General features: G+C 41.5%; 12 protein-coding genes and 1 rRNA gene. 4 read left to right on the forward strand and 9 right to left on the reverse strand.

All coding sequences use genetic code 11. From position 1 onward, the window contains the following. Window positions 1-360: 360 nt before the first annotated feature. The 4 genes from QLH32_RS08165 to QLH32_RS08180 are packed head-to-tail and all read right to left on the reverse strand — an operon-like array spanning window position 361 to window position 5,907. The gene (locus QLH32_RS08165) at window positions 361-1,521 is read right to left on the reverse strand and encodes an acyl-CoA dehydrogenase family protein (RefSeq protein ID WP_283269069.1); all 1,161 of its coding nucleotides are present in this window, start codon (window positions 1,519-1,521) and stop codon (window positions 361-363) included. 43 nt (window positions 1,522-1,564) lie between these two features. Further along, the gene (locus QLH32_RS08170; RefSeq protein ID WP_283269070.1) at window positions 1,565-3,178 is read right to left on the reverse strand and encodes an acyl-CoA carboxylase subunit beta; all 1,614 of its coding nucleotides are present in this window, start codon (window positions 3,176-3,178) and stop codon (window positions 1,565-1,567) included. Between the two features lie 3 nt (window positions 3,179-3,181). Beyond that, window positions 3,182-4,087, reverse strand: a complete 906-nt coding sequence (locus tag QLH32_RS08175) for an SDR family oxidoreductase (RefSeq protein WP_283269071.1) — start codon at window positions 4,085-4,087, stop codon at window positions 3,182-3,184. 14 nt (window positions 4,088-4,101) lie between these two features. Next, window positions 4,102-5,907, reverse strand: coding sequence for an acyclic terpene utilization AtuA family protein (locus QLH32_RS08180; RefSeq protein ID WP_283269072.1), 1,806 nt, complete (start codon window positions 5,905-5,907; stop codon window positions 4,102-4,104). Between the two features lie 195 nt (window positions 5,908-6,102). On the opposite strand from QLH32_RS08180, the gene QLH32_RS08185 reads away from it, so the two are divergent. The 4 genes from QLH32_RS08185 to QLH32_RS08200 all read left to right on the forward strand — a co-directional run bounded on the left by QLH32_RS08185 (window position 6,103) and on the right by QLH32_RS08200 (window position 8,926). Continuing rightward, window positions 6,103-6,702 (forward strand): TetR/AcrR family transcriptional regulator, encoded by a 600-nt coding sequence (locus tag QLH32_RS08185; RefSeq protein ID WP_283269073.1) that lies wholly within the window; start codon window positions 6,103-6,105, stop codon window positions 6,700-6,702. Between the two features lie 110 nt (window positions 6,703-6,812). Then, window positions 6,813-7,430, forward strand: a complete 618-nt coding sequence (locus tag QLH32_RS08190; protein ID WP_283269074.1) for a DUF6915 family protein — start codon at window positions 6,813-6,815, stop codon at window positions 7,428-7,430. Between the two features lie 12 nt (window positions 7,431-7,442). After that, a complete protein-coding gene (locus QLH32_RS08195) occupies window positions 7,443-8,186 on the forward strand; it encodes a hypothetical protein (RefSeq protein ID WP_283269075.1) in 744 nt (247 codons plus the stop codon). Window positions 8,187-8,188: 2 nt separating this feature from the next. Next, a complete protein-coding gene (locus QLH32_RS08200; protein WP_283269076.1) occupies window positions 8,189-8,926 on the forward strand; it encodes a hypothetical protein in 738 nt (245 codons plus the stop codon). Window positions 8,927-8,997: 71 nt separating this feature from the next. Here the strand turns inward: QLH32_RS08200 and QLH32_RS08205 are convergent, their stop codons facing one another. The 5 genes from QLH32_RS08205 to rrf all read right to left on the reverse strand — a co-directional run bounded on the left by QLH32_RS08205 (window position 8,998) and on the right by rrf (window position 12,924). Beyond that, the gene (locus QLH32_RS08205; RefSeq protein WP_283269077.1) at window positions 8,998-10,167 is read right to left on the reverse strand and encodes an acyl-CoA dehydrogenase family protein; all 1,170 of its coding nucleotides are present in this window, start codon (window positions 10,165-10,167) and stop codon (window positions 8,998-9,000) included. A gap of 94 nt (window positions 10,168-10,261) precedes the next feature. Further along, window positions 10,262-11,425, reverse strand: a complete 1,164-nt coding sequence (locus QLH32_RS08210; protein WP_283269079.1) for an acyl-CoA dehydrogenase family protein — start codon at window positions 11,423-11,425, stop codon at window positions 10,262-10,264. A 169-nt stretch (window positions 11,426-11,594) separates the two neighbouring features. Next, window positions 11,595-12,158, reverse strand: coding sequence for a DUF4256 domain-containing protein (locus QLH32_RS08215; protein ID WP_283269081.1), 564 nt, complete (start codon window positions 12,156-12,158; stop codon window positions 11,595-11,597). Between the two features lie 131 nt (window positions 12,159-12,289). Next, window positions 12,290-12,664, reverse strand: coding sequence for a hypothetical protein (locus QLH32_RS08220; RefSeq protein ID WP_283269082.1), 375 nt, complete (start codon window positions 12,662-12,664; stop codon window positions 12,290-12,292). Window positions 12,665-12,809: 145 nt separating this feature from the next. Beyond that, window positions 12,810-12,924 (reverse strand): 5S ribosomal RNA (gene rrf / locus QLH32_RS08225). Window positions 12,925-13,020: the final 96 nt, after the last annotated feature.

The raw sequence follows: 13,020 nt of genomic DNA on the forward strand, positions 1-13,020 counted from the left end.
AATATTTTTTTAAATATTCTGGGTATTTGTATAACATTCTATTTTGGCAGGTCATCACAAACATCATAAGTCAATACCCTGAAGATGACAATCCAGAGGGAAAAAATTGCGATGAATTTAAAAAATTAAATAATTGATATCAAATAAATATTGATGTTTTTATAAAGATTTTAAAACTATTTTTATAGGTAAAATATTTCGTTTTATTATCAGGATAATGCAAAGCCAAACTTTAGCCACTTGAGGTATACCAATCTTTCATCATTTTTCATTTTACCTTTCTAAATCCTCCCTACCATGATGCTTAAGCCGCATCTCAGGGAAGATTTAGATATAGGTAAAATATCAATTAACTTTAGATCACCCTTTCTGCTTCTTCGGCAAAATATCCATTAGCTTGCAGATAATTCCCAACATGATCTCATCCGCACCACCGCCAATCGAGCCAAGACGACCATCACGATAAAGCTGAGAAGCTGGATTATCCCACATAAAGCCATTACCGCCCCAATATTGTAGGCAGCTATCCGCCACCTCACGGGTTAAACGCCCTGCCTTGAGTTTTGCCATTGAAGCCATCATGGTGACATTCTCCCCTGCAATATGCTGCTCACAGGCTTGATAAGTCAGTGCCTTAAGGGCTTCCACTTCGGTCATCAACTCAGCAAAACGGAAATGTACATATTGGTTATTAATGAGTGGCTGTCCAAAAGTGGTACGATCCTTGGTGTAATCAATGGTTTGTTTAATCACATTTTCCAGCCCACCGACTGCATTGGCACATGCCCACATGCGTTCTTCCTGAAACTGCATCATCTGCATCATAAAGCCCATACCCTCAGCACCCACCAGATTGCGTTGCGGTACGCGGACATTATCAAAATAAACTTGAGCGGTTGTGGTTGAGCGCATACCCAATTTATTCAACGGTTCTGAAAAACTAATCCCTGCGGTTTTCGCTGGGACAATAATCATGGATTTATTGACATGCGGTTTATCATCAGAGGTATTGGCAAGCAGGCAGAAGAAATCTGCTTGCAGTGAATTGGTAATCCACATTTTGCTGCCATTAATCACATAATCATCGCCATCTTTTTTTGCTGTGGTTTTAACTGCGGCTACATCTGAACCCGCATGTACTTCTGATACTGCAATTGAAGCCACATACTCACCACGAATCGCAGGATTCAAAAATTCTTCTCTCAGTTCCTTGCTACCAAAACGGGCAAGGGCTGGGGTTGCCATATCGGTTTGCACACCAATCGCCAATGGCACACCACCACAGGCTGCACGGCCCAACTCTTCTGCCACCACAAGGTTATAAGAATAATCCAGACCTAAGCCGCCATTTTCTTCAGGCTTACAAATACCCAGTAAGCCCAAGTCTGCCATTTTTTTAAATACATCATGGATTGGGAAACGTCCTGCCTCTTCCCATTCTGGAATAAATGGGTTGAGTTCATTTTCTACAAACTGACGTGCGGTACGGCGTAAAGCGTCATGCTCTGCGGTAAATTTCATGGTTTTGTCCTAAATATTTTTATTGCCTAAATTTTTTGTTGAATTAGAAACGTGACACGCCAAATCGTGTTGGATTTAACTCACGTTGCTGTGCTTCATAAATGGTCTGTAACAAGAAGATCAATACCTTACGGGTATCTCGTGGGTCGATAATGCCATCGTCATGCAACATTGCAGTGTTGAACAATGCCGTTGATTGTTGTTCCAGTTTCATTGAGGTACTTTGCTCAAGGAAATCCAGCATCTGCGGATTCGGCTCCATGCCAGAGGCTTTCTGTTTACCCTCAGCCACGATACGCAGCACTTTCCCTGCCTGAGCAGAACCCATCACCGCCACATGCGAGTTTGGCCAAGCAAAGATAAAGCTAGGTGAAAGACTACGCCCACACATGGCATAGTTACCTGCGCCATAGGAACCCGCCACCACAATCGAGATTTTCGGCACAGTCGCATTGGCAACGGCTTGAATCAACTTGGAACCATGTTTGATGATGCCATTCTGTTCAGCATCGGTCCCCACCATAAAGCCAGTGGTGTTATGCAGGAATAAAAGTGGGCGCTGGGTTTGCTCACAGAGGTGAATAAACTGCGCTGCCTTGACCGCCCCCTGTGGTGTGATTGGACCATTATTGGTAATGATGCCAATATGTACCCCGCCCATTTTTGCCCAACCGCAAACGGTTAAAGCATCATATTCCTGCTTAAACTCCAGAAAATCAGAATCATCAATAATCCGTGCTACCACTTCTTTCATATCGAAAGGTTGCTTTGGATCCTGTGGAATAATGCCTAAAAGTTCTTCTGCTGAATAACGTGGTTCCTTATAGTCCTGATTGAGACTGGTGGTTTGTTCTTTCCAGTTCAGATGCTCAAAAATTTCACGGGCAATACGAATGCCATCGGCATCATTTTCAGCCAGATATTCCGCCACACCTGACACTTGGGTATGCATTTCTGCACCACCGAGCTCCTCTGCGGTTGCCACTTCACCTGTTGCGGCCAACAATAATGGTGGACCAGCCAACAGCATTTCTGTTTGCTTACGCACAGCAATCACATAGTCAGATAAACCAGGTTGATAAGCACCACCCGCAGTGGCATTACCATGCACCACCGAAATCTGTGGAATCCCTGCCGCAGACATGCGTGCCTGATTGGCAAAGGTCATGCCACCATAGGTAAATACTTCTGCCGCATAGTTCAGGTTCGCCCCACCACTCTCGGTCAATGTCACAATCGGTAATTTTTGTTCAAGCGCAATCTTTTGCAAGCGTAAGGTTTTCTGTACGCCCATTGGGGACATGGTGCCGCCCTTGATCGCACTATTACTGGCAGTCACTAGAGCACGAACACCACTGACAAAACCGATCCCCGCGATAATGCCGCCACCTGCCTCCGAACCATCCTTATCATCATGCATGTTGTAGCCAACTAGGCCACATAGCTCGACAAAAGGCGAATCCGCATCAAGAAGTAAACGCACCCGCTCATGCGGCAGAATTTTGCCTTTCTTATCAAACTTCGGCTTTGCTGCATAAGACTTATCAATGCCTTTTTGTTGTACGGCACGGACTTCTGCGATTTGATTGAGTAAAGCATCCCGATTTTTTTGGTACTGTTCACTACCCACTGCAATTTCAGATTGAAGAATTGTCATGGTTTAGTCCTTCTTTTCATCTTGTTGCTCTGCTTTTCCAATCTGATCTTTGAGTACATCAGGAATAAAAGCACGGTGGAAACCATTAAAAGAATGGCTATTGGTCGCATCTGCCAATGGATACATCCGTGTCCCTTGTGAAGCTGCGCCATCGACCCTTAACGTCACACCTGAGACAAAAGCAGCGGCATCAGAAAGTAAATAGCAAATCGCTGAAGAAATCTCAGACTCTGTCCCCATACGTTTTAAAGGAACATTGCCAGCCAAACTTGGGATAATGAATTTGGCAAAATCACCACTGTAATTATCCATGCCAGAAGAAATAATCCAGCCTGGTGCAACGCAGTTAACCCGAACACCTGAACGTCCCCATTCCACTGAAGCGGTTTTGGTCAGATTGTCCACACCTGAACGTGCTGCACCTGAATGCCCCATACCAGGCATACCGCCCCACATATCGGCAGCCATATTGACAATGCTGCCACCATGTTTTGCCATCCACTGGTTATAAGCTTCTCTCATCAGGTAAAAAGTTGAATGCAGGTTATTACGCACCACCGCATCAAAACCATTGGCAGAGATACTTTCCAGATTAGATGGGAATTGCCCACCCGCATTATTGACCAAACCATCCAGCTTGCCGAATTTTTCAATCACTTCGGCAATCATGTTTTTGACTTGTTCTTCATCACGGTTATCACAGACGATGAAATGAACTTTGCCACCATCTTCGTTAATTTCCGCAGCGGTTTTTTCCAGCTTTTCAATTTTACGCCCTGTGATGATGACCTGTGCACCTAAGGATGCCAATTCATGTGCGGTGCAACGCCCAATACCCGAGCCGCCACCCGTGATGATAATCACTTTGTCGGCAAAAGCATCTGCCCTGAAAATTGATTGATAACCCATTTTTACATCCTTACTTATTTTTCTAACAATTGTGCTGGTACTTTGACTGGCATATCTAATAATTGCTGTGCAAATGCCTTACCTTGTGGGTCAATACGCAGGCTGGCAATTCCCCCACCACCCAGTGCGTTTTCCAGCATAAAATTCAGTGCATGCATGGCAGGTAATTCATAACGAATGACTTTTGATTTATCTGGATCTAAAACATGCTGCATATAGTCCGCAACATTGGCTTCGGTGAGTGCAGCACGAATCCACGGCAAATATTCTGCTTTACGTGCAATCACCCCGATATTGCTGTGATTGCCCTTATCGCCACTACGTGCATGAGCGACCTCAACCAAAGGCACTTCAATTTCATCGCCTTGATAGCTCGCCACTTCACCCACTGGATGCAGGATAATGTCTTGTGGAGCTAAACCTGTTGGAATCTGAACTGGATGGCGTTGTCCTGCGAAGTCCACCTCAACATTGATTTGATCTTTATCAATCAGGAAAGAGAACAGTTTCACCACTGCCGAAGCTTTAGGGCGACCACCGACAATGCCTGCCAAAGCAGGTGCCATACCTGTAGATGCCTGTGCAATTTCAGAGGCAAAGAACATACAGGCTTCTTTAAACATATGTTTCACGGCAATCTTGACCACCACTTCACGGCTATCCTTGATTCTTGAATGTGAACCATAGGTACTTTCAATCCCAAGAATCTCCACCGATTTTTCACTAAATGGTGGGACTGAACGCAGAGCCAAGACGCGTTCACATTTATTTAGAATCGCATCAGCAATAACCTGTGCTTTTTCAGGCGCTTCACGACCTGCAATCAAGAAACTGACGAGAACACGATAACCATCAGCATAAGTGGCACTGACTTTATATTGCCCTGTTGGCGCACGACCTGTCGCCCCTGTCACCTTAACCCGATCTTCACCTACCTGTTCTAAATGGACTTGGCTAAAATCAGCAGTCACATCAGGAAGTAAGTAAGCTTGTGGATTGCCAATTTCATAAACAATCTGCTCTGCCACAGTCGCAGTTGAAACCAATCCACCTGTACCTTGTGGCTTGGTCACGATAAAGGAGCTATCTGCACTGACTTCCACAATCGGAAAGCCCATATTGTCAAAGCCCTGTACCAAACGCCAATCGGTAAAATTACCACCTGTACATTGCGCACCACATTCAATCACATGCCCTGCCAATGAACCCTGTGCCAGCTTGTCATAATCACCCAGTGACCATTTGTATTCATGTAATAAGGGTGCAAGCACAACCGCCGAATCGACCACACGCCCCGTAATCACAATATCCGCACCCAAGTCCAAGGCATCCCGAATCGCAACGGCTCCTAGATAGGCATTGCTACTGGCAACATGCGCAGGCAAAGCTTCGCCATTAAACATTTCCTGAACATTTTGTTTAAGTAATTCAGCATGTTTAGGCAGTATATCATCACCAAGTACCACTGCAACTTTTAAATCCAATCCCTTTTCATCAATGATTTTTTGTAGTGCATCACGACAGGCTAAAGGATTAACACCCCCAGCATTGCTAATGACTTTTATTTTTTTCTCTGCAATTTTTTTGATGAGGGGCGACATGACACGACTGACGAAATCCAGTGCATAGCCATGACTTGGATCGGTCATCATCGCCTTGGCCATGATCGACATGGTAATTTCTGACAGATAATCAAAAACCAGATAATCAATATCACTCAGATGGACCAACTGAAATGCAGCTGTGTTGGTATCGCCCCAGAATCCTGATGCACACCCGATTTTGACTACCCTCTGGTCATCCTGTTTGACGCTTGTCATGAGCTTTCTCATTGTTATTGCTAAAAACGCCTTAACATTACCAAGCAAGTGCTTGGTTTGTAAAGTGCATAATGATATGCTGTATTGGCAAAAATAAACAAACTCAGGCAAATACTTGTTATAAAAAGATAAGACAATTTACGAAATGAATTTTGTTACAATACACACTAGAGTAAACGGGATAGATAGATTGGCATGATTGCTACTTCAATTGAGCAAATACCTAAAATTGTATGTTTTGACGATAGTCCACGTGGACGCTTGCTGCTTGGTGCCGCCTATCTGTTTTACAAACAGGGTTATGACAAGACCACGGTTCGCCAACTCGGTGAGTTTATTGGTATCCAGTCTGGCAGTCTTTTCCATCATTTTAAAAGTAAGGATGACATTCTCGCCACCGTGATGGAACAAACCATTATTTACAATTTTGCCCGTTTAAAAGAAGCGGCTGAGCGCTCCAGTGATCCTGAACAACAATTACGCGACTTAATCAAGGCTGAACTGATTTCAATTACAGGCGATACAGGGGCAGCAATGGCTGTACTGGTACATGAATGGTTTGCCCTCTCTAAAGAGAAACAGGAATATCTGCTTAAAATGCGTAATGAATATGAGCAGATTTGGCTGGATGTGATTGAGAAATTACGTGCCCAAGGCAAGGTTAAACATGATGCCTTTATCTGGCGACGTTTGGTTGGTGGTTCTATTTCCTGGTCGGTCACATGGTATCGACCTGAGGGAAAAGTAAAGGTAGATGAACTGACTGAAATGGTCTGGGAAATGGCCTTGAAATAACTGGATTATTGCACGACATAACTTAACGCCTAGTCATTTTTCTCTATTCTTGTTCAAAATAAAAACTGCTATTCTGTTGAAACATCAAACGATTACAAGAAATAGTAAAAATGAATCCAGTACAACATGCCAATATTTCGGTGAAACGTCGTGGGGGCGAGCTTGAAGACTATATTGATATTCATGCGCTGATCGACAGCACCAAAATGCTCTGTACCGACAACCGCCATCGTATCCTGCATACCTTTTGGGGTGTTCAGGAAGTGATTATTCCAATCTTTGGACACCATTTTGAAAATAGTGCTGGCAAAAGTATCGAAGTCAAAGACCTGTGCGAAAAAGATCATTTACTGGTGGATTTTCATCATCGTTTTATTCCAACCTTAGGCGATTTTGTTGCAGCCATGCAGGATATTCCGACTGATGGGCTGGCGAAACGTCTGGAAAAATTCCATTCCGATGTGATTGATGATCCCAAAATCTCTGCGACTTTACTTTCACCTTTATCAGTCACAGGACAATTAAAGTCCTTACTGATTACGCATAATAGTTGGTTTATTAATACCATTTTGCCAATGATGGGAAAAGCTGAAGCCAAGTTTATTGATTTTGATATCAGTCCAGACTTCTTTTTCAATCCAATGCGTTTTGAGCTTTGGATGGATAATGGAATGGCTGTGCCGCCTAGTGCAGTGAAATTACAAGAATTAAAAACTAAAATTGCTTAAAGGAAAATAATCATGCAAGAAAAAATCTATGTGATTCGTCATTTATCATTTTTTTATACCGATGAATGGTATAAACCTCTGATAGATTATACTGACCATACAGGTCATATCACAGACTTATTTGATAATAAAGAAGATGCAGTTTCAAAATGGAAACAACTTGAATATGATTTTAGTCATAAAGTTCATTTTGAAAATATCATGTATTGTGAATATTCACATGAAGAATTTCATGGACAAGAGAATATCTTAGCTCAAAAATCTATAGATGAGATATTTGAGATCATCCAAGAGCTACAATGCTATGTATATGGTTTATATGAATATCCAAAGCAACTCAAACAACTAGTCTTATTTAACCAGAAATCACAGCAATATGATTTTTGTGATCTTCGTATGGACGATGATGATGTAGAAAGCAATATTTTTATTCCAAGTAATTTCATCAAAGATTCCCCATTAAATGATGAAATTTCACCACCTATCCATGATATTTTTATTGAACATGACATTGATTTAAAAGGTACTTTAGAGGAATTAAGTGATACTCCACTCTTATTACAACGCTTAATTGAAGAAAATCCTGATATTAAATTTTATTCACCCAATTCATTAAAAATACAATTTAAGGATTTAGCCCAAGTCAATGCTCTATTAAAGAAACCAATTGAAAAAGAAGCTCGTTATTTAAGCATTGAAGAAATTTATCAACTTGAAAAATCACTCAATCAAACTTACTTAAAAGGAATAGAGTAAAAATGAGCAACATCCAATACGTTATCCGTCAAAACGACTTTGCCTATAATGATGAATGGCATCTCACCAACTGCGTCTCAACAGGCACAATCAAGGAGATTTACACAGACAAGGCCGAAGCTGAACAGGCATACAAGGCATTGGTGGTGCAGGGCTTGTACTATGATGAGCTATGCAACTATGACATCGGCAATGGTGAGGCAGATGATGAAACCTATGAAAAACTTGAAGCTTTTATCCTAGAAAAAACAGGCAAAACCTTTGATATTGATGATGGAGAAATCCCTCAACTGAATGAAGATGATGCATTTGAGTTCGCTAAAATCTCAGGTATTGTCTGGTATCAGCTACTGGAAGTCGATGCAACACAACCCTGCTATGTGCTTTGGATCAACTCGGAAGAAGACTATTTTAGTGGCTATGAAACTGGCAGCATCATTTCCAGTCAGGATGAAAACTTTAGTGATGTATCCTGGGAATCCAATATTTATGCGATGGATTATGAGTTTGAAGCACTCTTCGACAAGCCACTTTCCGAGTTAAGTGATAGTCCAGACCTGTTTAAAGCATTTATCGAGCAAACGCCAGATATTCGTTACGATGCTGAAAAAGACTCCATCGTTGGTATTGCCTTAGACAATATCAAATTTATTCACTTAAAAGCCTTAAACTCCTTTCTTAAGCAACCAATTTTTGAAATTCGTCAAATCTCCTTAGAACAATTGGCTGAGTTAGAATAATCAACCAAAGTGAGATTAAAAAAGTGCGGTGTTTTGACCGCACTTTTCACTTGTTATGATCAAACCAAGAATTAATAGCCCAATTGGCGACTGATCAAGTCTTTCATGATTTCCTCTGCCCCACCGCCAATCATGTTGACTTTCACTTCACGGTAAATTCGCTCTGACTTTGTGCCACGCATAAAGCCCATACCACCTAGTGTTTGAACAGCTGCATCTGCACAGAATTGCATGGTACGTGTTGCCACATTTTTCGACATAGAAATTTGCGCAATCAAGTCTGCTCCTTGTAACTCTTTCTGTCCCATACGGTAGGCTGTATCTTCCAGCAATGCCCGCGTTGTGGTCAGTTGCGTTGCCATATCCACCAGTTTATGTCGAACCACCTGATGGTCAATCAAACGCTTGCCAAAAGTCTGACGCTGTTTGGCCCAATCCAGCGCCTCTTCATAACATACCAACGCATACCCATACGCCATTGCCGCCAGCCAAAAACGCTCCATATTAAAGTTATTCATAATCACTTTAAAACCTGCATTTTCTTCGCCTAATAAATGGCTAACAGGCACTTTGACATTGTCAAAATGTAAATGTGCGGTATCCGATGCCCACCAGCCCATTTTCTTTAACGGTGATTTGGTTATCCCATCACTATGTGCATCGACCAATAACATGGAAATACCCTTAGCACCCTGCGCATTTGAATCAGTTTTGACCGCAACGGTATAATAATCAGCCCGAATTCCTGAAGTGATAAAGGTCTTTTCACCATTTAGAATATAGTGATCACCCTCTCGAACTGCCTTGGTTTTAATTGCCGCCACATCAGAACCACCACTCGGTTCAGTAATTGCCAAAGCCGAGATTTTTTCGCCAGCAATAATCTGGGGCATCACCAGATCCCGAATTTCAGGTTGAGCAAAATGATGAATCGGTGGTGTACCAATACTATGAATCATCAGGGAAATATGAACACCACCTGATGCCGCTTTTGCCATTTCAATTGCTGCCAACATCACATAAAAGGCATCAGCATCAGGAATGCCACCATGCTCAGCATCAAAACCCAAGCCCAGTAAACCGACACTTGCAGCCTTTTGATAAAGCTCTCGTGGGAATGTTCCTGCTTCATCCCATTCATTGACATAAGGTGAAATTTCTTTTTCTACAAAGCGTTTTACACTGTCTGCAAAAGCCCGATGTTCTGCTGTGTAATAAATCGGGTTGAATAAACCATCCATGCTCTTTTCCTAAATTATTATTTAACTCATTGTTGTTGTATGAATCAGGCTTTAAACCAATTTCCTCATGATCTAAAGCCCTAAAAGATTTCGATTAATAGCCAAGTTGGCGACTGGCAAGGTCTTTCATGATTTCCTCTGCTCCACCACCAATCATATTGACTTTCACTTCACGGTAAATACGTTCAGATTTTGTGCCACGCATAAAGCCCATACCACCTAATGTTTGTACCGCAGCATCAGCACAAAATTGCATGGTTTGTGTTGCCACATTTTTGAGCATACAAATTTGTGCAATCAGTTCATTACCCTGCAATTCTGGTTTTCCTAAACGATAGGCTGTATCTTCCAATAGGGCACGGGTTGAAGTCAGACGGGTTGCCATATCCACCAGCTTATGTCGAACCACTTGATGGTCAATTAAACGCTTACCAAAAGTCTGGCGCTGTTTTGCCCAATCCAAAGCCTCCTCATAACAAACCAGCGCATAGCCATAACTACTCGCGGCAAGAAAAAAACGCTCCATGTTAAAATTGTTCATAATCACAAAGAAGCCCATATTTTCTGCACCAAGCAGGTTTCTGGCTGGCACGCGCACGTTATCAAAATGCAAATGTGCTGTATCCGATGCCCACCAGCCCATTTTATCCAACTTAGATTTGGTGATGCCCTCACTATGCGCGTCAATCAGCAGTATGGAAATACCATTTGCCCCTTTGGCATTGGGGTCGGTTCTCACTGCAACGGTATAATAGTCGGCGCGAATACCTGAGGTAATAAAGGTCTTTTCACCACTGACAATATAATCGTCGCCATCCCGAACTGCTTTGGTTTTTAGGGCTGCCACATCAGAACCACCGCTGGGTTCAGTAATTGCCAATGCCGAGATTTTTTCGCCTGACAAAATTTGTGGTAAGACCTCAGCTTTTAGCTCCTCTTGGGCAAAATGCTGAATCGGTGGTGTCCCAATAGTATGCGAAAGCAATGATGCAGCTAAACCACCCGATGCGCACTTTGCCAATTCAACCGAAGCAAGCAAGGTGTAAAATGCATCCGTTCCTGCAATACCGCCATAATTTTCATCAAAACCAACACCGAGTAAGCCAATATCTGCGGCCTTTTTATAAAGCTCTCGAGGAAAGGTTTCAGCTTCATCCCATTCATTGATAAAAGGGCTAATTTCTTTTTCAGTAAAGCGCCTAACACTCTCAGCAAAGGCTAAATGTTGTTCAGTATAATATAGGGGATTAAGTTGCATGCTTCCTTCCTGGCGATTATTAATCATTGTTTTCGAATATTTAGTGAACACTAAGGTATCAAAACCACCAAAACCAAGCAAGCGCTTGGCAAAATTAAAAGTTAAAAAATATATACAATTCACCCACTGCTTTAATTTCTTATAAGAAATTATTCATACTCATCGAACTCTATATTTTTAATAAACTACGAAATCCTCTTGTAGAGTAATAAGATTGTGCTCCATTGTGATAGGTAAAAACTCGACCATAACGACTATCACAAAAAATAGCACCACCTTTTATTCGAATATCATCTGGCGCTCTCACCCAACTTGACGTTTTTAAATCAAAATGTTCAATTGACTGTAATTGCTTATATTGCTCTTCTGTCAATAATTCAACACCCATCCTTTCAGCTACATCAATAACATTATTTTCAGGTTTATGTTCCTTACGGGAATCCAATGCATCACGGTCATAGCACAGGCTTCTACGTCCTTTTGGTGATTCTACAGCGCAATCATAAAATACGATTTCTGAAACCTTTGAATCAAACATAACCACATCAGGTTCTCCTCCTGTATTCTCCATCTCATTCAATGACCAAAGCTTTTCAGGCTGCTGTTTTAACGTATTTTCAATATCATCCCAATTCAGGCCCTGATGACGATGCATATTTTGTTCAAAACGTTGTTTTAAGATCAGCAATAATGTCTCTGTTTGTTCTACGTCTAATTGTTTTTTCTTACTCATTTTATCAGTGCTCTAAATTCTTAGTTTTAGGTAGATCGACCATCAAACTGATTCATTTTTTATTGTTTTACCGTATTAAACTGGAGAGTTCAAATTTTGTTCTATCCTATCTCCTCATTACTTTAATGGTATTAAGATGAAAGTTGTACCCGCCAAAGATATTCTAATCTTGCTAAGACACCAACAAAAAATGCTTCACCTAAAATATGTATGATTGCAAAGATTGTCATTTCCCGCCTAAACATCCATAACATAATCAGACAAATCAAAACCCAAATACTATTAGCAACCACCAAAATGTTGACCAAGGTGATTGAACGTCTTTTATAATTAGCTAATAAAAATGAATAACATGCATATAGTAAATTGACACAGCCAACAAAAATAATAACTTTCTTTGGCAAATGATAAAGTGGACTTAACCATTGGGCAACAAGCAACACAACCACTCCTGCTAATGCAGCTGCCCCACAATCAATCCATAAAATATTCTTTACAATATTCATTATTTCAATACTCTTTTTATTTTGATTCGAGAATATAACTTATCATTTGAAGAAAATAACAGTTCGAGTATTGATAAAGAAACTAAATAAAATTTTAGTCAATAAAAAAACCTCCCAACATTGGTTGGGAGGTTTTCAATTTAAAAGCTGGCGATGACTTACTCTCACATGGCAAACGCCACACTACCATCAGCGCGGGGAGGTTTCACTTCTGAGTTCGGGAAGGGATCAGGTGGTTCACTCCTGCTATTGTCGCCAGCAAACTGTTTTGGCTTTCGGTGGTCTTACATTCTGCCACCTAGTACCGAAGAGTTTAACGGATTAGCTGTTGAGTCTGTTTTAGTGTTCGTAGTTTA

The organism is Acinetobacter corruptisaponis (assembly GCF_030053775.1).
Taxonomy (GTDB): Bacteria; Pseudomonadota; Gammaproteobacteria; order Pseudomonadales; family Moraxellaceae; genus Acinetobacter; species Acinetobacter corruptisaponis.